This is a genomic window from Rhodococcus sp. P4_E4, from assembly GCF_056401575.1.
Map to the genome: position 1 here is coordinate 106923 of NZ_JBFUJB010000015.1, position 24927 is coordinate 131849.

Consider the following 24927-nt stretch of genomic DNA (forward strand, 5'->3'; position numbering starts at 1 on the left):
TTGCTATTCCATTTTTCTCGATTTTCAGGCGTCTTGGACGCTAGACCTGCGAATATGGAACAGGTTTCAGATCCATCTGAAATTCTTGGGCAAAAGGCACCCAAACCGGATCCTATTGCACTACCTTGATGTCAGTCACAGCCGCGGAAAGTGGGCACCAACCCCGGAGGATCTCGGTTACATCGTTCGACAGAGATTCTTTAATTGCTACTTGGACCGGTTCTTTGTGGGCTGCATCAAGCATTCCAATGTAAATGTTCCGTGAGTATTCGCGGCCAATCGAAAGCGTGGGATTCAATATGATCGTCATGTTCCTGCAGACAACGGCGGCATTGTTCACCGACCTGCTGGGTAACGTCTGGTCCGGTTCGCTCATGCCGGGAATCGACGGGGTCACCGGATCGTTGGTTTCGGCAATCGACCTCAGTTGACGGCACCTGCAAGTTCTTCTTCCAATGTTTCTTGATGACAGGAGTGAATGATGGATCTGGGATCGATTGCGGATGTTCTCGAAGGCGAGGCCGGGGGGTTGATCAAAAACATTCTCGGGGTGGCTTTGTTTACCCCGTTTATGGCTTCGGTTGACTTCGGGTGGTTCCCGAACGTCGACTGAGAAGTGAATTTCTTTACCCAGTGAACGAAATCAATCTCAAGGAGTGTGAAATACGGTGGACACAGCTAGTTTGATAGGTGCGCTCGCAAGCGTTGACGTCGGATCCCTGGTGGATCCACTGTTCTACTTGGTCAAGGTCGTTGACGGAATCTTCTTGTCGATCACCGGAAGCCTCAACATGGGCGGTGCGCTCGGTGAGGCTGCGGCGGGCAGCGTCCAATCGGTCCTCGGTTCCGTAGCCGGCCTGTAAAAGGAGAAGGAGAAAAGATGTTCGATCTCTTCCTGGACTACCTGTCCAAGATCGTCGATTTCGGATCGATCGATCTCGTAGGCACGTTTGTGAAGTATTTGAACGCGCTGTCGTCCTCCCCCACGCCATAGAAGAACGGAATCGGTCATGCTGCAAACTTATTTAACCGGAATGATCACGTGGGTATCGAGCATGCTTGGTCTAACTTCCACTGGAAGCAAGATCATCAAGGATCCTCCACAAAAGCCGTGATCACTCCAGCGACTGCATCATATTGTTCGGTTGTCGAGGACAGCATCGTAGCGGAGCAGTCAGGCGAACCTGCACTTGCTTGAAACTATGGTCCCCGTAGCCCTGTGGCTTCGGGGACCATTGGTTTTGCAATCACCGGATTTATAGTCACAAGCTTTGCACTCAGGCGAATGTGCGGGCAACCAGCCGCGATACAAGGAGTTCAATGGGCGCGTCCAACACGTCAGGCGTAAGGATGGCGCAGCTGAACCCACGCGATGCCGAATTCATCTATCACGAGGGCGCTGGTCACCTGAACCATCTGATCGCTGTGTACTTCTTCGAGACATCGTTGCACCCAAGCGCGGAATTCACGGCAGAACAGGCAGTGGACTGGGTTACCGCACGCCTTGGATGTGATCGTATGTTCACTCAACGAGTCCAACGGACTCCGTTGGGACTGGACCATCCCTACTGGGTGACAGACCCTGACTTCGACGTGCGAAAGCACGTGTACGTCAACAAGATCGATGACACAGGATGGGCAGCACTGCAAAAGCCGTTGAGCGCGTTGTTGACGACGAAGATGGACCTGCGTCGTCCGCCGTGGGAACTGCACTTCTTCGTAGGTTTGGAGGGACTTGAAGAATTGCCGGGCCGACTGACGGCGGTGGTGCTCAAGTCTCACCACAGCGCAGCTGACGGTATCGCCATCAGGACGTTGGGCGAAACTATCTTTTCGGGCAAGGTGCAGCAGGCTGGGTCCGAACCGCCTGTGCCGTTTGTGCGAGCGAGGATATTTACCAAGTCGCTACTGGGGTTTCCCGGCCGAATATATCGCTTCGCAAGGCAGGTACCAGGCAACCGACGCGCTCAGAGAGATGCTGACGCTGCGAAGAGGGCAGGAGAATGGGTGGAGAGCCTCAACGAGAGGCCTGCAGTTCGATTCAACGGCAAGGTGAGTGGAGTGGCCTCTCTGGAACCGATGACAATGTCCGGGGAGCAGGTCCGTGCGATCAAGGATTCGGTGCCCGGTGCCACTGTCAACGACGTTCTGCTCGCCGTCGTCGGAGGTGCTCTGACGCGCTACCTCACGGAAAAGGACGAACGGCCACGAGATTCCTTGATCGCGATGGTTCCTCGCTCGGTACGCAAGGTCGAAGCGTGGGAGTCGGCGAATCAGTTGGTGGCTCTGCTGGTGGATATGCACACCCAGGTCAAGTCCCCGTTGGAGAGGTTGGCGCTCATTTCGAGTTCGGCACGGTCGGAGAAGGCGCGCACGTCCCATCCCGCGGTCAGGCGTGCCGGGGCCGCAGTCGAGACCACGCCGGCGCCGTTGATGAGATTGATGGCGTATGCGCGCAAGCAGAACGATCACAGCCTCGATCGACCGCGTTACCAGCACACCATGGTGAGTAACATTCCTCTCTCGGTCGAAGGGTTGACGCTTGCCGGCGCCCCGGGCGCGGCTGTGCTTGCAGTGCAAGCGCCTATCGACGGGGACGGGCTACGGCATTTCATGGTCGCCGCAGCAGGTGGGGGACTGACCCTCAACGTCATCGCGGATACCGCGACCATGCCCGATCTCCACCATTACATCGAACTACTGCGAGCAAGTTTCGATGATTTGGCGGCGGCAGCCGCGATGCAGACTGCGGATTCACCTGACCAAGAGGTTGCCTCCTGATCGATCGGAATCGCAGGCACCTTTTCCGATTGCTGGATTTGGTGATACCCAACGATTCCGAGCAGAACCCAGAGGATCTGCATGTCAGCTCGCTACAATTCGGACATTCGTTCAGCGTCGGAATTGAGGGGCATGCATGATCTTTCGGAACTCGTTGCCAGCCGCGGTATCTCAGATGGGACCGCGAGACGCGGAGTTCGTCTACAACGAGTCCGGCGGACATCTGAGCCACATGGTCTGCGCCTACTTCTTCGACACTACGGGCCATCCGCTCGCAGAGATGACGCACGACGACGCGGTTCGGTGGATCACCGAAAGATTCGGGTACTGGCCACTGTTCACGAGTCGCCTCCAGCGAGTTCCGCTGGATCTGGACTATCCATATTGGGTCCCGGCCGATTTCGACGTCGATGATCACGTGCACGTCCATCGTGCCCCTGTTGCCGGGTGGGCGCCGGTTCGTGAATTGCTCGGGCGCTCGCTCGGGGAGCCGATGGACCTGTCCCGGCCGCCCTGGGAGTTGCACGTCATGACCGGAGTGCACGGGATCGACGAGCTGCCGGGCAATCTGACGCTGATCATGCTCAAGACCCACCACGGAGCCGGTGACGGTCTGGCGATCCGCGATCTGACCAACCTTCTGTTCTCCGGTCCGCCGAAGCCGGAGACGAAGCGTGCCGGTTCGGGGCTTTCGTCGCTGGATTTGATCGGGCGCACGGTCGTCGGTTTGCCCGGCCAGGCGATCCGCTTCGGCCGGGGTCTGTCCGTGACAAAGGTTGCGGCCGAGACGGTTCGGGAGGCGGAAGAGGCCGGAGAGCTACCTACGTACTCGGCCGACCGCCTACCGACCCGATTCAACGGCGTGTTGGGCGGAGACATCACGATCGATTTCCTGACGCTGGACGGCCTAGACATCAAGGCGATCCGAGCGGCCGTTCCGGGCGTGACGGTCAACGACATCTTCCTGACCGTCGTCGCCGGTGCTCTCGACGCATACCTGTCGGAGAAGGGCGAGAAATCGGCCAGTGGGTTGGCGGCGATGGTTCCCCGATCGATGCGGAAGATAGCCGAATGGGAGTCGGCCAACCAACTGGCGCTGTTGACGGTCGATCTGCACACAGACGTCGAAGATCCGGTCGAGCGGCTGACACGAATCAGAGATTCGGCGCTGAGGGCCAAAGGGCGGAGTTCACACCCAGCCGTCCGTCGTTACGGCACGCGCATCGAAACCTCGCCTGCGGCTCTGCTCAGACTCACCGGTCTCTCGCGTCGGCTCAACAAGCTGGACCCTTCGCACAAGGTCATTCAGAACACGACGATCAGCAATGTCCCGGTATCGGTCGACGGCAATGTCTTCGAAGGTGCGCCGGCGGTGGCAGTTCTCGGCGGGCAGGCGCCGGTCGACGGAGACATTCTGCGCCACTTCCTCATTGCCGCGCGTGGAGGTTCTCTGACGCTCAATGTCATCGTCTCGCGAGAGACGATGCCGGATATCGAGCACTACGTCGAACTATTGAGGGTTGGGTTCACGGCGCTTCTGCAGGCAGTTTCCGACCAAAATCGTGAGTTCGTCGAACGATAATCTCTCGACACCCTCAGCTTTACGCCGCCCGTCGTCCCCGAGTTTTCTGAACATCTTGGTTGGGCAGCGTCAGTGGCCTGGCCGTCAAGGGTCTCGAGGCCCTCGCTGCGCTCAGCGGTGGAGAGTTGAAGGCCGCCAAGTAGATTGTTGATTTCGGGCCTGCTCGTGTTGGCGCGTAGGCCCCGAAATACCTTTTGTCGCCGCGTAATTCTCGCCATGTAAATTGCCGGAAATCTCAACCTAACGGCATGAGCATCCAGGCGGCGAGATATACCAAAGCCGCGGTTCCACCCGTGCAAATAGCGGCGATAACCGCGAGTAGACGGACAAGATTTACGTCGGCGCCGAAGTAATCTGCAATTCCGCCGCACACTCCGGCGAACATTTTCTTGTCGTTGGAACGGGTGAAGGGGCGAGGTGTGTTGCTTTCGAATGTCATGCTTCAATTCTGAAGCGAGATGGCGCCGCGCACCATCGGGGACGACCCCCATCTGCACCCTGATCTTTTGAGGCCGCCGTGTCATACCCCGGTAGTTCATCCCAGCTTCACCGAACAGTTGCTGCGGGAGACTAACTTGTCGGCGGTGACCGATTTAGCAGAACGCCGACCGTTTCTCAGCGCCTTCGCGGATCTCTCGACCGCCGTCGATCTGGCCGACACCGCCGCCTTCACCGTCGACGACAATGACGACGACGATCCGGTGCTGCTGACGTCGCCGGACGGTTTCGAGGTCGACACCTGGCGGGAGGGCTACCCGTACGACGCACGGATGCCTCGGGACGAGTACGAAATGTCCAAGCGTCTGCTGCAGATCGAACTCCTCAAGCTGCAGAACTGGTCGAAAGAAACCGGCGCACGGCACGCCATAGTGTTCGAAGGACGCGACGCCGCCGGCAAGGGCGGAACGATCAAACGATTCATGGAGCACCTCAATCCTCGCGGCGCACGGGTCGTCGCATTGGAGAAGCCGTCGGCTCGCGAGTCGACGCAGTGGTACTTCCAGCGCTACGTGCAGCACCTTCCCGCAGCCGGGGAACTGGTGATGTTCGATCGGTCTTGGTACAACCGGGCCGGGGTCGAGCGGGTCATGGGCTTCTGCACCGACGAGGAGCACGAGCGTTTTCTGCGCCAGGTGCCGTTGTTCGAGCAGATGCTCGTCGACGACGGCATCAGCTTGATCAAGTTCTGGTTCTCGGTTTCACCGCTGGAGCAGCGCACGCGGTTCGCGATCAGACAGGTCGATCCCGTTCGGCAGTGGAAGCTTTCGCCGATGGACATCGCTTCTCTGGACAAGTGGGATGCGTACACGGCGGCGAAGGAAGAGATGATTCGGTTCACCGATACCGACACCGCTCCGTGGACCGTCATCAAGAGCAATGACAAGAAACGCGCGCGGATAAACGCGATGCGTCACGTGCTCAGTCAGTTCGATTACGACAACAAGGATTACGAGATCGTGGGTACTCCGGATCCGCTGATCGTGGGAAGCCTCGAATAGTCGGCGCGTGGGCTCTGCCCATCCGCGGCGTGGGTGGTTAGTGTGAGTTGAATGGAGACCGTACCGATCCAACTCCCCGACGGCACCGTGACCCCGATCCGTCTGTTTCCCGGACCGAACGACGACGCACCCGTGGTGGTGATGTTGCCCGGGCTCGGAGTTCCCGCCGGGTTCTACGATCCGGTGGCGCAGGCCCTGGTCGAAGCCGGCTTCAATGCGGCCATCGGTGAACTGCGTGGCCAAGGTGACAGCAAACCGCGCCCGAGCGCGTCGAGTGTTTTCGGATATCAGGAACTGGTCTCGATCGATTGTCCGGCGACGTTCGAGGTGGTGCGTGAGCGGTTTCCGGCCAGCACACCATTTCTGATGGGGCACAGCATGGGCGGCCAGATCGGGGTCATGTACGCGTCCAGGATTCGGGGCCGGCTCGGCGGACTGATCCTGGTTGCCTCCGGATCGCCGTATCACCGCGGATTCCCCGGAATCCGTGCGCCCGGACTCTATCTGGGTTCGTCCGCGATGTCGGTGACAGCCAACATCGCCGGCTTCTGGCCTGGAGACCGGGTCAACGTCGGCGGCTTCGGTCGACAGTCGAAAGTACTGATCACCGATTGGGCCCGGTTCGCCAGGACCGGTCGCATGGAACCCGTCGGTGCGGATATCGACTACGAGGAGCGGATCGCTCGCCTGACCTTGCCGGTTCTGTCGATCACGATCGAAGGGGACGATCTCGCTCCACGCCGGTCGGCAAAGAACCTGGTGGACAAGCTCTCCGGGGCCCAAGTGACGATGACGCACATCGGCGAACCACTCGGTCACAACGGTTGGATACGCAATCCCACCGCTGTGAGCGAGCGCGTCGTCGCGTGGTTGCGCGACCGCTGAAAGATCAGCCGAGTTTCTGCCAGAGGAACTCGTAGGTCAGCGCAGTTTTGAAGGCCAGCTGAGCATTGTCCGCGGCGCCGCCGTGGCCACCCTCGATGTTCTCGAAATACAGCACCGGCTTGCCCAGCTCTTCCAGCCGTGCGGCCATCTTGCGGGCATGCGCGGGGTGGACGCGGTCGTCGCGGGTGGACGTCGCGATCAGGATCGGTGGGTACGACGCGGCGGCGTCGATGTTCTGATACGGCGAGTACTCCGAGATGAATGCCCACTCCTCCGGGACATCGGGGTCACCGTATTCGGCCATCCACGAAGCGCCGGCCAGGAGGAGATGGAATCGGCGCATGTCCAGCAGCGGGACCTGGCAGACGATGGCGCCGAAGAGTTCGGGGTACTTGGTCAGCATGATGCCCATCAGCAGGCCGCCGTTGCTTCCGCCCTGAGCTGCCAGAAGATCCGGGGTCGTGATTCCGCGATCGACGAGGTCTCTCGCGACGGCAGCGAAGTCTTCGTGCACCTTGTGGCGACCGGCCTTGAGAACTTGTGTGTGCCAACCGGGTCCGTACTCGCCGCCACCACGAATGTTCGCAACCACATAGGTGCCGCCCTGCGTCAGCCAGGCACGGCCCAGAGAACCGCTGTACGACGGTGTCAGCGAGATCTCGAATCCGCCGTACCCGTAGAGCAGGGTGGGGCCGGGCTCGTTACGCGGACTGCGCACCACGAAGTACGGAACTTGGGTGCCGTCGGCAGAGGTGGCGAAGAACTGCTCTGTGGTGATGCCCTCGGCATCGAAGAACGAGGGAGCCTGCTTGAGGGCAGTGGGTTCGGTTTCGCCGATCACGCCGTGCAAAAGAGTTGCAGGGGAGGTGTATCCACTCGAGTTGACGAAGTATTCATTGCTGACATCGGGGTCGGTGTCGAGAATTTCGATACTGGTCAGTTCTGGGAGCCCTTCGAAAGGCCGGTCCTCCCAGCCGTTTTCGCCCGGCGTCAGGATTCGCAGCGTCGTGCGCACGTCGGTCAGGACCACCAGAATCAGATGATCGCGTGTCCAGGTGTAGTGCTCGAGCGACGAATGCGCGTCGGGTTCGAAGATCGATGTCAGTGCTCGTGAGCCGACAAGGAAATCGTCGTAACGGATGGCAAGCAGTGCGCCGGTCGGATATTCGGTGTCCTCGACGGCCCACACGGACTTGGTGCGGATCAACAACCACTCGTGGTGAATCGAGATCCCGGCGTCCTCGGGGACGTCCACGAGCACCAATTCACCGTCGGGGCGAACTTCGAAATGCTGAGAGTTGTAGAAATCGACCGAGCGAGTGACGAAGTCTCGTTCGAACCCGGGCGTCGGATCGTGCGAAGCCGAGATGGCCACGTCCGTGGCCTGGCCCTCGTAGACGGTCTCGGCGCTGGAGAGGGGAGTGCCGCGCTTCCACCGCTGGGCCAGACGGGGATATCCGGAATCGGTGAGCGACCCTGGTCCGATATCCGTTCCGACGTAGACGGTATCGATGTCGATCCAGTCGATGTCGGTCTTGGCCTCGGGAAGGTAGAAGCCGGGATTCTCGCCCTCGGGAGCGAGGAACTCGCGCTTGTCGATGTCGAACTCGCGAACGACCGCCGCGTCTGCCCCGCCGCGGGAGAGGCTGATCAATGCACGGTTGCGGTGTGGCCGTAGAAGTTGCGTGCCCTTCCAGACCCAGTTCTCGCCCTCGGCCTCGGCCAGGGCGTCGAGGTCGACGAGGACGTCCCATTCCGGGTCGTCGGTGACGTACTGATCGAACGTCGTGCGTCGCCACAATCCGCGAACGTGGGTGCTGTCGCGCCAGAAGTTGTAGAGGAACTCACCTCGACGGCGGACGTAGGGAATTCGTGCGTCGGTATCGAGGATCTCGCGCACGTCGCTCTGCAGTCGATCGAAGCGCTCGTTGTCGGTGAGCTGCTCCTCGGTCACGGCATTGTGCTGACGGACCCAATCGAGTGCAGACTCACCGGTCACGTCTTCGAGCCAGAGGTAGGGGTCGTCGCCGGTGATGGGCTGCTGATCGGAAGTCATGCGTCCATTCTTACTGCTCGCTCCCGACAGCACTCGACCCCGCTCCCGAAACACTGGAGCGGGGTCGAGTGAGAACGAATCGGGTCAGACGCCCAGGGAGTGAGCGAGCATCGGCCAGGAGTTGTGGAGATCGTCCTGCCAGTAGCCCCACGAGTGGGTGCCGGTCGGCTTGAAGTCGAAGGTGGCCGGGATCTTCAGGTCGCTCAGGCGGTAGGCGAGGTTGTGGGTGCAGTAGTTGACCGCTGCCTCGATGACGCCGCCGACGATCGCCTGGTTGGCGAGCGCACCGACCTGACCGTTGATCGCGGGGTTGGCGAGAGTGTCGTGTGGGCCGGGGAGTCCGGAGCCGGTGGAGACGTAGAGCTCGGTGCCGCGGAGCTTCTCGGCGTTGAGGACCGGATCGTTGTCCTTCCAGCCCTGACCGTCGAGCGGGCCCCACATGTTGGTGATGTCAGCTCCGCCGCGGGTACCTGTGACAAGTTCGATCGCACTCTGACCGACGGGGGTGCTGGTCTCAGCGCATCCGCTGTACGCGCCGACGCCCTTGTAGAGGCCGGGAGCCGCGATGGCGAGGTTGAGGACCGAGGTCGCGGTCATGGAGATCGCGGAGATCGACTGGACCTTGTTGGTATTGAACTCGGCGTCGATGACGGGCGGGAGTTCCTGGGTCAGGAACGTCTGCCACTTCTGGCGACCGAGAACCGGATCGTCGTTCACCCAGTCGGTGTAGTAGCTGAATGCGCCTTCGAGTGGAGTGACGACGTTGACGTTCTTGTCCTGGAAGAAGTTCATGACGTCGGTCTTGCGTTGCCAGGTCGCCGAGTCTTCGCCGCCGCCTGCACCGTTGAGCAGGTAGAGCGTCGGGCGGGGTTCGCTGCCATCTGCTGGAAGGATGACCTCGAGCGGGATGTTGCGATCCATCGCCGGGGAGAAGACCGAGATGGTGACCTTGCGGTCGCCGGTCTTGGTGTTGCTCACGACGTGCGATCCGGACGTGTCACCGCCCGCAGAAGCTGTCGCCGGACTGATCAGCATCGGCAGCACCGTGGCCACTGCGAGAGCTGCGATCACACTGCCACGCTTGAAAATTCGAGCACGCATACGTTCGGATCCTCCACCTGAATGTCTTCGGATCCGGAACGGATCGAAGTGCCTGTGAGCCCTTACTGGAACAGGTTCACTTTTTGTTATGTGTCAGTAAAGCAGAGCGGGCGCAGAAAGTGACGCGATTCGATTGCCTGACAATTGAATTGGCCCCGGAATTAACCCCCGAATTAACCCCCGAATCGGCCCAGACAAGCACTCGACCCCGCTCCAGGAAGTGCAGGGAGCGGGGTCGAGTCGGAACGATTTCGGTCAGATGCCCATCGAACGAGCGAGCATCGGCCAGGAGTTGTGGAGATCGTCTTCCCAGTAGCCCCACGAGTGGGTGCCGGTCGGCTTGAAGTCGAAGGTGGCCGGGATCTTGAGATCGTTGAGGCGGTAGGCGAGGTTGTGGGTGCAGTAGTTGACTGCTGCCTCGATGACGCCGCCGACGATCACCTGGTTGGCGAGTGTGCCGACCTGTCCGTTGATCGCCTCGTTGTTCAGGGTGTCGTGCGGGCCGGGGAGTCCGGAGCCGGTGGAGATGAAGAGCTCGGTGCCGCGGAGCTTCTCGGCGTTGACGACGGGGTCGTTGTCGATCCAGCCCTGGCCGTCGAGGGGGCCCCACATGTTGGTCACGTCAGCGTCGCCGCGCATGCCCACAACCAGTTCGATGGAGGACTGGCCGACCGGTGTGCTGGTCTCGGCGCATCCGCTGTATGCACCGACACCTTTGTAGAGGCCCGGAGCTGCGATGGCGAGGTTGAGGACCGAGGTCGCGGTCATCGAGATCGCGGAGATCGACTGGACGCCGTTGGTGTTGAACTCGGCGTCGATGACGGGCGGGAGTTCCTGGGTCAGGAACGTCTGCCACTTCTGACGGCCGAGGGACGGGTCGTCGTTCACCCAGTCGGTGTAGTAGCTGAATGCACCTTCGAGCGGGGTGACGACGTTGACGTTCTTGTCAGCGAAGAACTCGTTGACGTCGGTCTGACGCTGCCACGTCGCCCGGTCTTCGCCGCCGCCTGCACCGTTGAGCAGGTAGAGCGTCGGGCGGGGTTCGCTGCCGTCTGCTGGGAGGATGACCTCGAGCGGAATGTCGCGTCCCATGGAAGGTGAGTACACCTTGATGGTGGCGATGCGCCCGTTGTCCGTGCGGCTCGAGAGCTTGGAACCCGTTGTGTTTGCCTTGGCAACAGTTGCCGTGGTGGTCGACGGATCTCCGCCTGCGGACGACACTGCAGGGCTGATCAGCATCGGCAGCACGGATACTGCGGCTACAGCGGCGACCAGACGGCCACGCTTGAAAGTGCGAGCACGCATACGTTCAGAAACCTCCACCTAAAATTCCTTCGAATCCGCCCAGGAGTGAACGGTCCTTTGTTGCTGTTCCCGTGCGGGAATTCATGCTGGGTACATGCTCTGTCGATAGGTACAGGGCGTGTGAGTCTTGTAAGTTCTACCGCATCGGTGCGTTATCCGCCAGTGAACCAGAGATTTGCTGAACGTACGACCAGTTTCAGGTGAATTTCCCTGATCATCGACGGGATTAGTGAGTGAACCGGACATATCCACTATGGGAACAACATTGTTGCCTACCTCTGCAGTCGAACGCGTTTGTCGAAGATCTTCTCCGATATCAGCGCCCAGCGGGGAGTTACGTTTCGGTGAACGTCGGTTACTCGCCGCAGACTCGCGCGGACTCGACGGCAATCGCCAAGAGTTTCGCGTGGCAGGCGCGGGTCGAGTTCCCGGAGATAACCCCTGTCTTCACCGTCGACGGCGTCGTCGAGATTCAGGAGTCCGGCGGAATCGCCCTGGCCTTCGACCTGGAGGACTCGAATCCGCTGGAGGGAGACCTGGCCAACGTCTCGTACTTCTACGACCTCGGAGTCCGCTCGATGTTGCCGACGTATAACTACATGAACGCTGCCGGCTGCGGCTGCTTGGACCTGGCGGACACGGGGTTGAGTGGATACGGCCGTGACCTGGTTGCCGAGATGAATCGCGTCGGAATCACGGTCGACGGCTCACATTGTTCGGTACAGACGGGGTTGGACATCTCAGCTATCACCCAGCGAGCAATGATCTACAGCCACTCGAACCTCCGAAGGTTGTGGGAGCATCCGCGCAACATCACCGACGATCAGGCCAGAGCGTGTGCGGAGACCGGCGGCGTCATCGGGATCAACGGCGTGGGCATATTCCTCGGCGTCAACGGACCGGATGACGACCAGGCTCGGCTGTCCGCGATGGCCGACCACATCGAAGAGGCTGTGGGACTCGTCGGCATCGATCACGTCGGGATCGGCTCCGACTTCTCCTTCGACGCCGACGACTTCCGCGAAGAGATCGAGCAGAACCCGTCGTCGTTCTCCGAGGCGTACACCGCGTGGGGGCCACTGCAGTGGACTCCTCCGGAGGACGTGCTGACACTTGATCAGGTATTGCGTGAGCGGGGCTTCGACGAGCCGTCGATCGAGGCCGTGTACGGCGGAAATTTCGCCCGAGTTGCCCGAGAAGTGTGGGCTACCGACGGGTAATGCGACCATCTGGGGACAGCGAAACGATGCAGGACTACCCTGGTGAATCGTGACCTCACACTATGACGTCGTTGTCCTCGGAGCCGGCCCCGGTGGGTACGTCGCTGCTATCCGCGCGGCACAACTGGGCCTGAGCACCGCCATCATCGAGCAGAAGTACTGGGGCGGTGTATGCCTGAATGTCGGCTGCATTCCGTCCAAGGCGCTTCTCCGTAACGCCGAACTCGCGCACATCTTCACGAAAGAAGCGAAGACGTTCGGCATGTCCGGAGACGTGTCCTTCGATTTCGGCTCCGCTTTCGATCGCAGCCGCAAGGTCGCGGACGGGCGAGTCAAGGGCATTCACTTCTTGATGAAGAAGAACAAGATCCCGGAGTACGACGGCAAGGGCACGTTCGTCGACGCCAACACCATCAGCGTGGAGCTGAGCAAGGGTGGCACCGAGACGATCACGTTCGACAACGCGATCATCGCGACCGGTTCGTACACCAAGCTGCTGCCCGGCACCTCGCTGAGCGAGAACGTCGTGACCTACGAAGAGCAGATCCTCACCCGTGACCTTCCGGGTTCGATCCTGATCGTCGGTGCCGGCGCGATCGGCATGGAGTTCGGTTACGTCCTCAAGAACTACGGCGTCGACGTCACGATCGTCGAGTTCCTCGATCGGGCACTGCCCAACGAGGACGCCGACGTCTCGAAGGAAATCGCCAAGCAGTACAAGAAGCTCGGCGTCACCATCAAGACCGGTGCCGCTGTGCAGTCCATCAGCGACGACGGCAGCAAGGTCACCGTCTCGATCAAGGACAACAAGTCCGGCGAGATCGAGACCGTGGTCGTCGACAAGGTTCTGCAGTCCGTCGGCTTCGCACCGCGTGTGGAGGGCTTCGGTCTCGAGAACACCGGTGTCGCGTTGACCGATCGCGGCGCCATCGCGATCGACGACTACATGCGCACCAACGTCCCGCACATCTTCGCCATCGGTGACGTCACCGCCAAGCTGCAGCTCGCGCACGTCGCAGAAGCTCAGGCTGTCGTCGCTGCCGAGACCATCGGCGGCGCGGAGACGCAGACACTCGGTGACTACCGGATGATGCCGCGTGCGACGTTCTGCCAGCCGCAGGTCGCCTCGTTCGGTTTGACCGAGGAGCAGGCCAAGGCCGAGGGCTACGACGTCAAGGTCGCGAACTTCCCGTTCGCTGCCAACGGCAAGGCACACGGTCTCGGTGACCCGACCGGTTTCGTCAAGCTGATCGCCGACAAGAAGTACGGCGAACTGCTCGGCGGTCACCTCATCGGACCGGACGTTTCGGAACTGCTGCCTGAGCTGACCTTGGCTCAGAAGTGGGACCTCACGGTCAACGAGTTGGCACGCAACGTCCACACCCACCCCACACTCAGTGAGGCACTGCAGGAAGCGATCCACGGCCTCGCCGGCCACATGATCAACTTCTGACGGCAGGGCCTTCGGCCCCGTGCGCCTTTTCGGTAGTTCGCACTACCGGAAAGGCACACGGGGTTTTTCGTCTTTTGTGTCGAGTTGTGTTGCGAAACCGCCATCTGAGGCCTTCGAGTCGGGGTGTAGGCGCGCAACGCATTAGCGTCCCGAGTCGACCATCCGGCTTTCGAAGGACCACTCATGAAAACTCGTTCCGTACTGCTCGCGGCTTGCGTCGCGCTGACGCTCTCCGCCTGTGGAACCTCAGGTGACTCCGGATCGGACACCGAAGCTTCGGGTGCCGCCGAGGCGGGGGCGTTCCCCGTGACCGTCGACCACGCCTACGGTTCGACGACGATCGACGCGGAGCCTATGCGCATCGTGACCATCGGATGGAGTGGCCAGGATGCGGTGATCGCGCTGAACAAGGTTCCGGTCGCCATGGAGAGCTTCTCCGGCGACGGCATCGAGAACAACATCCTGCCCTGGGACGCTTCGCGTCTGAACGGTGCCAAGCCCGTTCTCATGACGACCAATCCCGATATCCCGTTCGAGCAGATCCTCGGGCTCGATCCCGACGTGATCCTCGCCGTCTACTCCGGCATCGACGAGGGCGAGTACAAGCGTCTCAGTGACATCGCGCCGACCGTCGCGTTCCCCGACCAGCCGTGGGATACGGCGTGGGACAAGCAGATGAGCATGATCGGTGCAGCGCTCGGACAGCCGGAGCAGGCTCAGACGCTGATCGACGAGACCGGGGCGTACTTCGAGAAGCAGGCCGCTGATCACCCACAGTTCCAGGGCAAAACCGCAACGTATGCAATGCGCACCGACGAGGGCCTGATCGTCTTCTGCGGCACCGACCCGCGGATCCGTCTTCTCGGCCAGCTCGGGGTGAAGACCTCGCCCGGTGTCGACGCAGTGTGCACTTCCGGCGACAGTTCGGTGTCCGTGGGCATGGAATCCATCGACACACTCGACGCCGACGTCTTCATTCTCGTCGACGCCGACGGCACCAACCTGGACAAGCTGATGTCCTTCGGTCCGTTCGCGAACATGACCTCGGTGTCGAACGGCCGTCTGGTTCGTCTGGTCGGAATGGACTACGCGATGGCTACGTCCGCTCCGACGGTGCTGAGCGTTCCCTACGCATTCGACGAGTTCATCGCTCAGCTTTCGGACAAGTTGAGCTGATTCCGAGCGTCGTACGACGCTTGTGACGCAACGATTTTCGGCACCTGCGACTCGAGTAGTTCGATCAGGGCCGTGATCTTTGCGGCGACGTCGGCGCCGAGTTCGGTCAGGCTGTATTCCACTTTGGGCGGGATGGTTTCGAGTACCTCACGGTGCACGAGGCCATCCCGCTCGAGTGCTTGCAGGGTCTGCGAGAGCATGCGCTCGCTGACTCCGTCGACGCGTCGGCGCAGGGCACTGAACCGGTACGGGCCCTCGTTCAATGCCGCCAGCGCGAGTGCGCCCCAGCGTCCGGTTGCATTCTGCAATGCCGCCCGAGAGTTGCACCCGCGAGCGAAGACGTCAGCCTCGAGCGTCGGGTCCACGACGTCGGCATTCGGATCAGGGGTCTGGGCAGCACGTGAAGGTGAGTCGGTGCTGGTCATGAACCCAGGCTACTACTGCACGATCCCATGGCGCTAACTCGACGTGTTGCACTTACGAAAAATAAGTGCATGATGGTTGCAGAACGCATTTACGCTTCAACCTGGATCGGGAGTTCGCATGAGCATTGCAGTCACCGGCGCAACCGGAAACCTCGGACAACTGGTAGTCGAGTCGTTGATCGAGCGGGGAACCGCCGCGTCCGACATCGTCGCAGTCGTCCGCAATCCACAGAAGGCGGAAAGCCTCGCCGCCCGCGGAGTAGTTGTACGTCAAGCGGACTATGCGGCTGCCTCGGCGTTGGAAACCGCATTGGCGGGCGTCGAAAAGCTGGTGCTGATCTCGGGAAGTGAAGTGGGGTCACGGCTCGCGCAACACACCAACATCATCGACGCGGCGAAGGCTGCCGGCGTCGGATTCATCGCCTACACGAGCATCTTGAATGCTCAGGACACGCCGATGAAGCTTGCTGCCGAGCACAAGGCGACCGAGGACGTGCTCACTCGGAGCGGTATTCCGTTCGCGCTGTTGCGCAACGGTTGGTACTGGGAGAACTTCACCAACGACCTGGCCGGTGTGATCGAACGCGGCGCACTGGTCGGTGCGGGAGCGGAAGGCAAGATCGCGGCTGCGGCGCGTGCGGATTACGCCGACGCCGCAGCAGTAGTCGCGACCACCGATGGTCACGAAGGTGCAGTGTACGAGTTGGGCGGTGACGAGAGGCTCACCTACGCCGAATTGGCCGAGAAGATCGGCGAGTTTGCCGGCAAGCCTGTCGCGTACCAGTTCGTGAGCGAGGACGCATACAAGGGGATTCTCGAGAGCGTCGGCCTGCCTGCCCCGGTCGCAGAGATTCTCGCGGATTCCGATGCTGCAATTGCCAAGGGGGCGTTGGACACCGAGTCTGGTGACCTGCAGAAGTTGATCGGCCGCAGCAGCGCTCCGGTGGCTGAGGTGTTGAAGAAGGCCTGACCTGCTGTGCGCCTTTATTAACCGCGGGCGGTTAATAAAATGATCGCCAACAGGATTGCCGCCCAACCGAATGCGGCCGAGTATCCGGATACCTCGGCGCCGAAGAAGTAGTCCGTCATCGAGGCGACGAAGTCCTGCACCGGCTGGGGGAGTAGCGCCAATTGGTCCCCGGTCGGGATGGTCGCATTCGACATGTCGACGGGAATGCCTTCCGGCGGGATCGGCGCCGCGTTGTCGGCGGTGAAGGCCGACTTGGCCGAAGCGTAGATCGTGGTGAACAGTGCGGTTCCGAGTGCGCCGCCTATCTGCAGGGTGGCGTTGACCAGGGCACTGGCAGCGCCGGCGTCGTGGTCGGGAACACCGATCAGCGCGAGGTTCTGCATCGGCACCATCAGCAGGCCCAGTCCGAAGCCGAAGATCGCGAGGCCGGGGAACACGTGCGTCCAGTAGGAGCTGTGTACCTCGATCTGGGTCAGCATGAGCAGTCCTACTGCGGCCACCAGCGGGCCGGCGACCATGAGCGGCTTGGGGCCGATCTTGGTGGACAACTGCGCTGCGATGGTCGATGCCAAGACGATGAAGAATGCCATCGGCAGCGATCCGACGCCGGCCATGACCGGGCTGAATCCGAGCACGATCTGCAGGTAGAACGTCAGGTACAACGTGCCGCCGAGCAGGGCGGCGCCCACCAGCATGGAGCCGATCAGAGCAGCGCCGCGATCACGATGCCACGGAACGCTCAGCGGTAGAAGCGGATTCTTGCTGCGGCTCTCGACGACCACGAAGATGGCGAGGAAGACCAGGCCCAGTGCGATGAACAGCAAAGTGTCTGCCTGACCCCAGCCGTGCTCGGCGCGTGTGAATCCGTAGACCAGTGAGCCGAGCCCCAGGGCGATGAGGACAGCGCCGGGAAGGTCGTAGCTCGTGTCGCCGTGCGCTTTGGTTTCCTTGACGATCGGGACGGCTGCAGCGATGGCGATCAGCGCGATCGGGATGTTGACGAGCAGGCACCAGCGCCAGTCGACGTACTGCGTCAGCACTCCACCGAGGAGCAGGCCGATGGCAGCGCCACCGCCGGAGATCGCGCCGTAGACGGCAAAAGCCTTGGCGCGCTCCTTCTCTCCGATGAAGGTGGTGGTGAGCATCGACAGCGCAGCGGGCGCGAGTAATGCTGCGAAGACGCCCTGGCCGGCGCGGGCGATGAACAGTTCGATACCGCTCTGCGCGATGCCGCCGATGCCGGAGGCAACCGCGAAGCCCGCCATGCCGACGATGAAGGATCGCTTTCGGCCCCAGTAGTCTGCGATACGTCCGCCGAGGAGCAGCAGCGCACCGAACGCCAAGGCATACGACGTGACCACCCACGCGCGGTCAAGGTCGCTGATGCCCAGTTCCTCCTGGGCTGCCGGTAGGGCGATGGAGACGATGGTGCCGTCGAGCACCACCATGAGTTGAGCGAACGCGACGATGCAGAGCACCAGCCAGCGACGTTGATGATTCGGATTCTCGGAGACAGCCGGGATCGGTGGCAGAGTGCCGCCGTCGACGTGGGACGTGGTGGTCATTGGAAAAAGGTATTCCAGCCTTCTCGGGTGAGTCAAACGAAATAGTTCGTTCGGTTACCATCATCACTATGGCTCCCACTGACGTGACCGCGACGAAACAGCGAATCCTCGACGCTGCGCAAGAAGAATTCGGCACCTACGGGCTTGCCGGTGCGCGCATCGATCGGATTGCGAAGAACGGAAACGCCAGTAAGGAGCGCCTCTACGCCTATTTCGGTGACAAGGTCGCGTTGTTCCACGCGGTGCTCGACGTCGACTTCGAGCAGGCGATGGAGTCCGTCGAGTTCACCGGTGAAGACATGCCCGCGCATGCCGTCGAACTGTTCGACGCAATGCTCGCCAAACCACAGATTCAACGGATGATGATCTGGGGTCAATTGCAGGGTGAGGCACCACGGATGAAGAAGCTGGCCGAGGAACATTCCAGCTGGGTTCCGCGAATGGCCACGATCCGCAAGGCTCAAGAAGACGGCCTCATCTCGAAGCACTGGGACCCCCAGGACCTGATCACGATGCTGTTCGGCCTCGTGTTCGGTTGGGTAGTGGCCCCCGGTGTGGCCGACAACCAGAACGTCGACGCCGACGAGATCGCGCGCCGCCGTGAAGTGGTGCGCGAGGCCGTCACTCGAATCTGCAAGCCCTGACTGTCAGCGAGAGAGGTACGCGGCCCAACCGCCGTAGCCGGTGATGTCAGCTGCGCCGTTTACGGCGTCATGAGTGCAGCTGAAACCGACTGTCGTTCTGCCGTCCGATAACTCGACGCTGGTGAGCGCCATCGGCGCGGGCAAGGCGGCGAGGAACGTTCCCAGGCCAGCCGGTGAGATCCGGAAGATCTCGCCGACGACCGGTGCGCCGAGTCCAGGGCCACGGCGTACCAGGCCGGGCTTCGGGGGCGTCGTGTCGAGAGCGAAGAGCCGGTAGGCATCCGAGGTCGTGACGGTTTCGACGTACCGCGCGCCGAGGTCGACCAACTGTGTGTTGAGGGGTTGCCCGCGCAGGTGAGCGCCGAATACTGCGAGGTCGATTCCGGTATTGACGAGGGTGGGTGAAGGCACATCACCGAGTCGTGCGGCGAGGTCGATGGCGATCTGGTCGTCGAAAGCGGGTACGACGAACATGACGCCGAACGGGTGATCTTCGGCAGTGCAGTGTCCGGGCGCCGCGACGGCCGCCATGTCGAGCAGGTTGCAGAAGTTGGTGAAAGTTCCCATCCGGCGGTTGATTCCGAACGCATCCTCGGTCACGGTGGCGATCGTCGGATGTTCGGTGGTGGTGGGAAGCAGCAGGGCGTCGAACCCGGCGAGGAGTGCCCGGGCGGCTGCCTCGGCGCGGGTGAGAGCGTCGAGATCGTCGACTAGCTGGTATCCGGTGGGGTGCTTCGCGCCGAGCACGATGTCGGACACCGCGGGATCTGCTCCGGCAGGGCGGGTTTCGAGGAACTCGCCGGCAGCGGCGTACCGCTGCGCCACCACGGCGCCGTCGTAGAGCAATCGGGCCGCGTCGAGCAGCCCGGAGATGTCGACGGTCTCGGTCTCGGCGCCGCCGGCTACCAGAGCTGTCACAGTGTCCTGAAATGCTGCCAGATACGACGGGCTAAGTTGAGCGAGATCCTCGATTCGGGGGACCGCGACGCGGGGATTCGGCGCCGCCGCGAGACGAACGTCGGAAGGCCAGACGCGGCTGCGGGGATCTCGAGGTTCGTGGCCGACCATGATTGCCGCTGCCGCGGTTGCCGATTCGAGGTCGCCGGCGAACACCGTCAGAGCGTCGTAGTCGATGCAGGCGGGCACTACTCCGTGGACGGGAATGACGCCGAGCGAAAGCTTCAGTCCGTAGATCCCGTGAAATGCCGCCGGTACCCGGCCGGAACCGGCGGTGTCGGTGCCGATTCCGATGTCTGCAATCCCCAGCGCGACAGCGACGGCGGATCCGGAGCTACTACCGCCCGAGATCAACTCTTCGTTCCAGGCGCAGCGAACGGCTCCGTACGGACTACGCGTTCCGACCAGCCCGGTGGCGAACTGGTCCAGGTTGGTCTTCCCCAGAACAACAGCTCCGTGCTCGATCAACCGTGCAACGGCACTGGCAGTTTCATCCGGCGCATACGCGAATTCGGGGCACGCCGCTGTGGTCGGCAGACCGGCGACGTCGACGTTGTCCTTGACGGCGACCAGACGCCCAGCCAGGGGAAGATGCTCGCCCGCGGCGATTCTGGCTTCGGCCGAGGCGGCATCGGCAAGCACATCTTCCTTGCGGCGCAACGTGATCCAGACTTCGGGGCGATCTACTTCCTCGATCCGCTGGAATGCCTGCTCGACCCGGGCTGTCGGGGTGAAAACTTCTGCTGCGATGGTCATGGTGTGTACTGCTCCGATCAGTCCGTGATGGTGGCGAGTGAGAGCGCGGTGATCGCGCGGGTCACCCGGTCGAGGACGACGTCGAGAGACTCGCCGATGTGCTGGTGCAAAAGCGTGCGGGCCTCGGGCAGATTGCCGGCACGTAGTTCGTCGAGGATTCGAATGTGCTCCGCGATCGAGGTGTCGATGCGGCCGTTGACCATGAAGTCGTACATCCGAACGTGCCGGATACGGGAATTCACCGACAGCAGCGACGCGACCAGTTCATTGTTTCCCGACGCCCTCAGTACGGCGACGTGGAATTCCTCGTCCAGTTCGACGAACCCCGGTTCCTGAGCGGGCGGATCGAGAGCCAGGGCACGCCACCGCACCAATTCGTCGTCGAGGATTGTTCGGTCGTGCCGGATCGTCGGATCTGCGATCGCCCGGGTAATTCCTTGTAGTTCCAGAGTGATTCGGAGTTCGTACAGATCTCGGATCCGCGGGATGCTCGGGCGCACGGCGGAGAACCCGTATTCTTCCCGGCGCAGGAGTCCATCGGCGCACAGCATCGTCAACGCTTCCCGTACTGGTGTGCGAGAAATGCCGAAACGCGTGGAGAGTTTCGGTTCCGTCAGGCGCTGATCGAACCCGATAGTCCCGTTGACCAGTTCGGTGCGTAGTTCCCGGTAGACCACCTCACGCAGTGGCTCCGGCGCCGTATTCATCCCTGTCGACATACCTGTATACGCTATTGATCAGGTGTTTCGTCCAGATGTCTTCGGGTAAGAGCTGAGTTACGGCCGCCGCGGAACTTCAGGAGAAGTCGCGCTGAACCCGCAAGGTTCCGATCGTGGTGGCCAGGCCGTCGTACTGAGTGACCAGCAAGGTGAATTCGATCAACCGACGATCGTCGAGATGCTGCGAGAGCGTTCCCCACGTGTTGTCGGTGATATCCTTGGTGGTGACCAACTCGTCGACCGCAGTCAAGATCGCACGGTGACGCGGACTCAACTCGGAAGCGCCAGGGCCCTCGATGATTCGGGCCAGTTCTTCTGCGTCGATTCCGGCTTTGCGGCCGAGCCTGATGTGGTGATCCATCTCGTAACCGCAGTCCCGCAGGTGCGCGACCCGCAGGATGATCAGTTCGGTGTCGTGGCGAGAGATCTTGCCGCCGGGCATGAGTGAGCCGGAGTAGTGCAGCCAACCGCGGAAGAGTCCACCCGTGCGCCCCAAGGTGCTGAACAGATGCGCATCGGGTGCTCCGGCAGCCTTCGACAGGACACGCCAGATTCCCCAGTTGATCGGACCGAGATCTTTGAATCGGCCGGGCGGGATGCGGGGGTTCATGCGACTCCACGGATGTGAGAGGGACGGAGGTCGATAGCTCGTTGCGCGATGTGGCGAACCGCAGCGCTGCGGCGGGGCGCGTGTACGCGTGACTTCCGGCCGACGATACCGCGCTCGAACGCGTCGACGGCGTCAGCGACGGTCGTGGTGCCGGCGCTGGCGAGGGTTCCGCGAGCGCCGTCGAAAGAGAGTGCGGTGGTATCGGTGTCGATGTCTCCGATATACGCGACGCCCACCTTGGTACCAAGGTGTTTCATTTCCAGGCGCAACGCGTCGCCCAACGCTTCGACACCGGCGCGCGAAGCACCGAACGGTCCGCGGAACGGGTGCTTCGCCGCGCCGTGGGCCGAGGCGACCACCAGGGCGTAACCATCTTCGTGACTGATGTGGGGACCCGCTGCGCGCAGGGTGTAGTACGTGCCCATGAGGTTGACTTCGACTGCGCGACGCATGTCTTCGACGTCTCCGTCGAGGATCGACGAGTTCGCCTCGACGCCGGCATTGGCCACGACGACGTCGATGCCTCCCAACTTCTCAGCGATGTAGTCGACGCCGCGAGATACCTGCTCGGGGTCGGCGACATCGCACAACTGCCAGGGTGCGCGGCCGCAGGAAGTGGCGACTTGCTCGAGAAGTTCCGGCTCGAGGCCGAGCAGTCCCACGGACGCACCACGGTGGTACAGGCGTCTGGCCAGCGAAGAACCGATATTGCGGGCAGCGCCGGTGATCAGGATGCGCCGACCCGTCAGATCGTCGCCACTGCTCTTGGCCGATTCGGCCTTGCCCGCCTCGCTCTTGCCCATGTGCTGTGTCCCTACGCAGTTACCTTCTGGTCCTCCGACGCTAACACCGCCGGGTAGCTGCGACTGCAAGTACCGCCAACTCCGTCCGAACGGGTGTTCAGACCGATGCGGCTTCGAGACGCGGATGTGGCGTGGAAGCCTGGGGCGACCGCAATCGACGGAATCGGACCACGGCAACGACGGCGGCAACAGCGGCGAGGATCACCAACGGCAGTGACGGGCCCATCGTGGGTTCGATGACAACCAGTAGCACCGGCAGTCCGAATCCGAGATAGGTGCCGACGTAGAAGATCCCGGTCAAAGCGCCCCGCGAGGCCGGGGGAGCCAGCGACTCGAGGTCGAGCAGTCCCTCACGCAGACACAGTCCGTAGGCCGTACCGAGGACGAGCGCGCAGACGATGAACAACCCGAGCGCGGGGTGCGCGCCGCCGACTGCGACCAGGCAGTATCCGAGTGCCGCCAGTGCGGCGCCTGTCGTGCCGGCCTGAGGACCCCAATTGCGATGGCGCGCAGCGGTTTGAACCAGGATTCCAGCACCCAGAGTCAGCGCCGCCGCGAAACCCGGAAGGAGAGGACCTGAGTAGCGGTCCCCGAGCCTGGCCGTCATGGTCACGAAAGACACTGTTGCGCTGGCGAACACCCATGGCGCCAACGGAAGTGCCCAGAGCAGTGCGGCCTTCACACCGGTTCCCGACCGCTCTGCGCGGTCGGGAATCTGTGTGAACATCGCAGCTTTGGTGGGAGCAGGAGTACGACTCCACACAGCTGCCGCGGCAACCGAACCCACCGACAAGACGGTCGAGACGACAAAGGGCGTAGCGAGTGGGAAGGCGGCAAATTGTGCCAACAGACCCGAAAACAGTGGTCCCAGTGCAAAACCCGAGGTGAGTACGACGCCCGCCATCACGGTTCCGGACTTGCCGCGAAGGTCGGCCGCCCACGCGGTACCCGCGCCGATTGCCAGACCGGCACCGATACCGACTACGAGGCGCCCGACCATGAGCCCGGGCGCGTCGTGCCAGAGAAGAAGAATCAAGGTTCCGAGCGAGGCTATGAGTGCTCCGGGAAGGACGACTACAGCTCGGCCGACGCGGTCCGACACTGCTCCACCGGTCAACAGGCCGGGTAGGAGTCCGAGCGCATAGATACCGAAAACACCGTCGAGCACGGTATGCGAAAGGCCCTCGTCCACCCGGAGAACCGGGATGAGCGAAGCAAAGTGGTTGGCGGCCCAACCCGTCGAAAGTAGTACGGCCAGTACCGAGATGAACCCGCGACGGGATGGATCGCCCATACCGGCAGCTTAGGCGGGCACCAGATCGCTCACGTCGGCGAGGAGTTCAAACGTGCGCAACCATGCCTCGCGGTTGGTGCCGGTCGACACCGTGATCAGCTCGTCGGCCTGCGCATGCTCGGTGAACTCGTCGAGGTACGCACGCACCTCGGCGGGCGTGCCGATGGCGCTGTACTTGGTCATTTGCAGAACCTGCTGACCGGCGGGGGAGTCGAGCAGCATGTCCGCTTCGTCGTCCGTGAATTTGCGTCCACGCCCGAGAAGAAGACTGACGCGCGAACGCTTGGCCGCGAGGAAGTCCTGCTGAGCCTGCTCATGGGTGTCGGCGGCGATGACGTTGACGCCGGCGATGACGTACGGCTCCGCCAACTGCTCCGACGGCTTGAACTCGCGTCGGTAGATTGCGACGGCGTCGCGCAGGGCGTTGGGGGCGAAGTGCGAGGCAAATGCATACGGCAGGCCGAGCATCGCGGCGAGCTTGGCGCCGAACAGTGACGATCCGAGAATGTAGAGCGGAACGTGAGTGCCCTTACCGGGAACGGCATTGATTCCGGGGACGCGCGAGGTGTCGCCGAGGTAGCCCTGAAGCTCGAGTACGTCCTGCGGGAAGCTGTCCGAAGAACTCGGGTCGCGTCGCAAAGCCTGCATCGTCTTCTGATCACTACCGGGCGCGCGGCCGAGACCGAGATCGATTCGACCGGGGTGCAAAGTCTCGAGGGTGCCGAACTGCTCGGCGATCGTCAGCGGTGCGTGGTTGGGCAGCATGATTCCACCGGCGCCGAGGCGGATTTTGCTGGTGTTCGCGGCGACGTGGCTGATCAGAACGCTGGTTGCCGAAGACGCGATGGAACCCATGTTGTGGTGCTCGGCGTACCAGATTCGCTTGTAGCCCCACTCTTCGGCACGCTGCGCCAAGGTCACGCTGGCGTCGAAGCTGTCTTTGGCGGTTTCGTCGTCCCCGATGTGGGCGAGGTCGAGGATGGAAAGTGGTACGGCCATGGAGGTGGAGCCTTTCTCAGCGAATAGAACGCAAGCGTCGTTGGAAGGTGCAACCATCTGGCCGGCTTTCCTATTTCCCCCTGGTCAACGCCCACAGATGGCGGCGAGGAGGAGAAGGCGTCAAGTC

23 protein-coding genes are annotated in these 24927 nt (G+C 62.0%); 11 read left to right on the forward strand and 12 right to left on the reverse strand.

The genetic code is table 11. The features are described 5' to 3' along the window. Window positions 1-287 precede the first annotated feature (287 nt). The 4 genes from AC1DVN_RS17220 (at window position 288) to AC1DVN_RS17235 (ending at window position 4363) form a co-directional block, all read left to right on the forward strand. Entirely contained in the window at window positions 288-431 is a 144-nt protein-coding gene (locus AC1DVN_RS17220) for a hypothetical protein (protein ID WP_153212751.1), read from the forward strand. Between the two features lie 237 nt (window positions 432-668). Then, entirely contained in the window at window positions 669-863 is a 195-nt protein-coding gene (locus tag AC1DVN_RS17225) for a hypothetical protein (RefSeq protein WP_054825594.1), read from the forward strand. 457 nt (window positions 864-1320) lie between these two features. Continuing rightward, on the forward strand, window positions 1321-2781 hold the full coding sequence (locus AC1DVN_RS17230; RefSeq protein ID WP_031331810.1) for a wax ester/triacylglycerol synthase domain-containing protein: 1461 nt from the start codon (window positions 1321-1323) through the stop codon (window positions 2779-2781). Between the two features lie 136 nt (window positions 2782-2917). Further along, entirely contained in the window at window positions 2918-4363 is a 1446-nt protein-coding gene (locus AC1DVN_RS17235) for a wax ester/triacylglycerol synthase domain-containing protein (protein ID WP_031333030.1), read from the forward strand. 235 nt (window positions 4364-4598) lie between these two features. Here the strand turns inward: AC1DVN_RS17235 and AC1DVN_RS17240 are convergent, their stop codons facing one another. Next, window positions 4599-4802, reverse strand: coding sequence for a PspC domain-containing protein (locus tag AC1DVN_RS17240; RefSeq protein ID WP_003941534.1), 204 nt, complete (start codon window positions 4800-4802; stop codon window positions 4599-4601). A gap of 145 nt (window positions 4803-4947) precedes the next feature. On the opposite strand from AC1DVN_RS17240, the gene ppk2 reads away from it, so the two are divergent. Further along, entirely contained in the window at window positions 4948-5862 is a 915-nt protein-coding gene (gene ppk2 / locus AC1DVN_RS17245) for a polyphosphate kinase 2 (protein ID WP_024487730.1), read from the forward strand. Between the two features lie 51 nt (window positions 5863-5913). Beyond that, a complete protein-coding gene (locus AC1DVN_RS17250; protein WP_142006113.1) occupies window positions 5914-6747 on the forward strand; it encodes an alpha/beta hydrolase family protein in 834 nt (277 codons plus the stop codon). A 4-nt stretch (window positions 6748-6751) separates the two neighbouring features. Here AC1DVN_RS17250 and AC1DVN_RS17255 read toward each other — a convergent pair whose 3' ends face one another. From AC1DVN_RS17255 to AC1DVN_RS17265, 3 genes are all read right to left on the reverse strand, one after another. Then, window positions 6752-8803: a prolyl oligopeptidase family serine peptidase gene (locus tag AC1DVN_RS17255; RefSeq protein WP_477847256.1), complete on the reverse strand. Its 2052-nt coding sequence runs from the start codon at window positions 8801-8803 to the stop codon at window positions 6752-6754. An 84-nt stretch (window positions 8804-8887) separates the two neighbouring features. After that, window positions 8888-9904 carry an alpha/beta hydrolase gene (locus tag AC1DVN_RS17260; RefSeq protein WP_046378180.1) on the reverse strand — a complete coding sequence of 339 codons (1017 nt, stop codon included), beginning with the start codon at window positions 9902-9904 and terminating at the stop codon, window positions 8888-8890. A 255-nt stretch (window positions 9905-10159) separates the two neighbouring features. Then, window positions 10160-11209: an alpha/beta hydrolase gene (locus AC1DVN_RS17265; protein ID WP_021343370.1), complete on the reverse strand. Its 1050-nt coding sequence runs from the start codon at window positions 11207-11209 to the stop codon at window positions 10160-10162. A gap of 233 nt (window positions 11210-11442) precedes the next feature. On the opposite strand from AC1DVN_RS17265, the gene AC1DVN_RS17270 reads away from it, so the two are divergent. The 3 genes from AC1DVN_RS17270 (at window position 11443) to AC1DVN_RS17280 (ending at window position 15058) form a co-directional block, all read left to right on the forward strand. After that, complete coding sequence (locus AC1DVN_RS17270; RefSeq protein ID WP_477994070.1) at window positions 11443-12429, forward strand: dipeptidase; 987 nt, start codon at window positions 11443-11445, stop codon at window positions 12427-12429. A 49-nt stretch (window positions 12430-12478) separates the two neighbouring features. Next, on the forward strand, window positions 12479-13882 hold the full coding sequence (gene lpdA, locus AC1DVN_RS17275; protein ID WP_003941477.1) for a dihydrolipoyl dehydrogenase: 1404 nt from the start codon (window positions 12479-12481) through the stop codon (window positions 13880-13882). Between the two features lie 183 nt (window positions 13883-14065). After that, window positions 14066-15058 (forward strand): iron-siderophore ABC transporter substrate-binding protein, encoded by a 993-nt coding sequence (locus AC1DVN_RS17280; protein WP_019744462.1) that lies wholly within the window; start codon window positions 14066-14068, stop codon window positions 15056-15058. On the opposite strand, the gene AC1DVN_RS17285 is transcribed toward AC1DVN_RS17280, so the two are convergent. Beyond that, window positions 15034-15483, reverse strand: a complete 450-nt coding sequence (locus AC1DVN_RS17285) for a winged helix-turn-helix transcriptional regulator (protein ID WP_477847261.1) — start codon at window positions 15481-15483, stop codon at window positions 15034-15036. The genes AC1DVN_RS17280 and AC1DVN_RS17285 overlap by 25 nt on opposite strands. A gap of 118 nt (window positions 15484-15601) precedes the next feature. Here AC1DVN_RS17285 and AC1DVN_RS17290 point away from each other — a divergent pair, with 118 nt between their 5' ends. Next, entirely contained in the window at window positions 15602-16453 is an 852-nt protein-coding gene (locus tag AC1DVN_RS17290; protein ID WP_477847263.1) for an SDR family oxidoreductase, read from the forward strand. 17 nt (window positions 16454-16470) lie between these two features. Here AC1DVN_RS17290 and AC1DVN_RS17295 read toward each other — a convergent pair whose 3' ends face one another. Continuing rightward, a complete protein-coding gene (locus AC1DVN_RS17295) occupies window positions 16471-18018 on the reverse strand; it encodes an MFS transporter (RefSeq protein WP_477994071.1) in 1548 nt (515 codons plus the stop codon). 68 nt (window positions 18019-18086) lie between these two features. Here AC1DVN_RS17295 and AC1DVN_RS17300 point away from each other — a divergent pair, with 68 nt between their 5' ends. Next, a complete protein-coding gene (locus AC1DVN_RS17300; protein WP_019744460.1) occupies window positions 18087-18662 on the forward strand; it encodes a TetR family transcriptional regulator in 576 nt (191 codons plus the stop codon). Window positions 18663-18665: 3 nt separating this feature from the next. Here AC1DVN_RS17300 and atzF read toward each other — a convergent pair whose 3' ends face one another. From atzF to AC1DVN_RS17330, 6 genes are all read right to left on the reverse strand, one after another. Then, complete coding sequence (atzF, locus tag AC1DVN_RS17305) at window positions 18666-20375, reverse strand: allophanate hydrolase (RefSeq protein ID WP_477994072.1); 1710 nt, start codon at window positions 20373-20375, stop codon at window positions 18666-18668. Between the two features lie 17 nt (window positions 20376-20392). Next, window positions 20393-21094 carry a GntR family transcriptional regulator gene (locus tag AC1DVN_RS17310; protein WP_477994073.1) on the reverse strand — a complete coding sequence of 234 codons (702 nt, stop codon included), beginning with the start codon at window positions 21092-21094 and terminating at the stop codon, window positions 20393-20395. Window positions 21095-21170: 76 nt separating this feature from the next. Beyond that, window positions 21171-21704 (reverse strand): carboxymuconolactone decarboxylase family protein, encoded by a 534-nt coding sequence (locus tag AC1DVN_RS17315; RefSeq protein WP_019744457.1) that lies wholly within the window; start codon window positions 21702-21704, stop codon window positions 21171-21173. After that, window positions 21701-22507 (reverse strand): SDR family NAD(P)-dependent oxidoreductase, encoded by an 807-nt coding sequence (locus tag AC1DVN_RS17320; RefSeq protein ID WP_477994074.1) that lies wholly within the window; start codon window positions 22505-22507, stop codon window positions 21701-21703. Before AC1DVN_RS17320 ends, AC1DVN_RS17315 begins: the two co-directional genes overlap by 4 nt. A 97-nt stretch (window positions 22508-22604) precedes the next feature. Continuing rightward, on the reverse strand, window positions 22605-23801 hold the full coding sequence (locus AC1DVN_RS17325; RefSeq protein WP_030535534.1) for an MFS transporter: 1197 nt from the start codon (window positions 23799-23801) through the stop codon (window positions 22605-22607). A gap of 9 nt (window positions 23802-23810) precedes the next feature. After that, complete coding sequence (locus AC1DVN_RS17330) at window positions 23811-24800, reverse strand: LLM class flavin-dependent oxidoreductase (protein ID WP_020906723.1); 990 nt, start codon at window positions 24798-24800, stop codon at window positions 23811-23813. Window positions 24801-24927: the final 127 nt, after the last annotated feature.

Excerpts from the sequence above, each read along its gene's own strand:
- AC1DVN_RS17230 (WP_031331810.1), top strand. The coding sequence starts at position 1,321 with ATGGGCGCGTCCAACACGTCAGGCGTAAGGATGGCGCAGCTGAACCCA.
- AC1DVN_RS17235 (WP_031333030.1), top strand. The coding sequence starts at position 2,918 with ATGATCTTTCGGAACTCGTTGCCAGCCGCGGTATCTCAGATGGGACCG.
- AC1DVN_RS17240 (WP_003941534.1), bottom strand. The coding sequence starts at position 4,802 with ATGACATTCGAAAGCAACACACCTCGCCCCTTCACCCGTTCCAACGAC.
- AC1DVN_RS17250 (WP_142006113.1), top strand. The coding sequence starts at position 5,914 with ATGGAGACCGTACCGATCCAACTCCCCGACGGCACCGTGACCCCGATC.
- AC1DVN_RS17255 (WP_477847256.1), bottom strand. The coding sequence starts at position 8,803 with ATGACTTCCGATCAGCAGCCCATCACCGGCGACGACCCCTACCTCTGG.
- AC1DVN_RS17260 (WP_046378180.1), bottom strand. The coding sequence starts at position 9,904 with ATGCGTGCTCGAATTTTCAAGCGTGGCAGTGTGATCGCAGCTCTCGCA.
- AC1DVN_RS17265 (WP_021343370.1), bottom strand. The coding sequence starts at position 11,209 with ATGCGTGCTCGCACTTTCAAGCGTGGCCGTCTGGTCGCCGCTGTAGCC.
- AC1DVN_RS17280 (WP_019744462.1), top strand. The coding sequence starts at position 14,066 with ATGAAAACTCGTTCCGTACTGCTCGCGGCTTGCGTCGCGCTGACGCTC.
- AC1DVN_RS17285 (WP_477847261.1), bottom strand. The coding sequence starts at position 15,483 with ATGACCAGCACCGACTCACCTTCACGTGCTGCCCAGACCCCTGATCCG.
- AC1DVN_RS17290 (WP_477847263.1), top strand. The coding sequence starts at position 15,602 with ATGAGCATTGCAGTCACCGGCGCAACCGGAAACCTCGGACAACTGGTA.
- AC1DVN_RS17295 (WP_477994071.1), bottom strand. The coding sequence starts at position 18,018 with ATGACCACCACGTCCCACGTCGACGGCGGCACTCTGCCACCGATCCCG.
- AC1DVN_RS17300 (WP_019744460.1), top strand. The coding sequence starts at position 18,087 with ATGGCTCCCACTGACGTGACCGCGACGAAACAGCGAATCCTCGACGCT.
- atzF (WP_477994072.1), bottom strand. The coding sequence starts at position 20,375 with ATGACCATCGCAGCAGAAGTTTTCACCCCGACAGCCCGGGTCGAGCAG.
- AC1DVN_RS17310 (WP_477994073.1), bottom strand. The coding sequence starts at position 21,094 with ATGTCGACAGGGATGAATACGGCGCCGGAGCCACTGCGTGAGGTGGTC.
- AC1DVN_RS17315 (WP_019744457.1), bottom strand. The coding sequence starts at position 21,704 with ATGAACCCCCGCATCCCGCCCGGCCGATTCAAAGATCTCGGTCCGATC.
- AC1DVN_RS17320 (WP_477994074.1), bottom strand. The coding sequence starts at position 22,507 with ATGGGCAAGAGCGAGGCGGGCAAGGCCGAATCGGCCAAGAGCAGTGGC.
- AC1DVN_RS17325 (WP_030535534.1), bottom strand. The coding sequence starts at position 23,801 with ATGGGCGATCCATCCCGTCGCGGGTTCATCTCGGTACTGGCCGTACTA.
- AC1DVN_RS17330 (WP_020906723.1), bottom strand. The coding sequence starts at position 24,800 with ATGGCCGTACCACTTTCCATCCTCGACCTCGCCCACATCGGGGACGAC.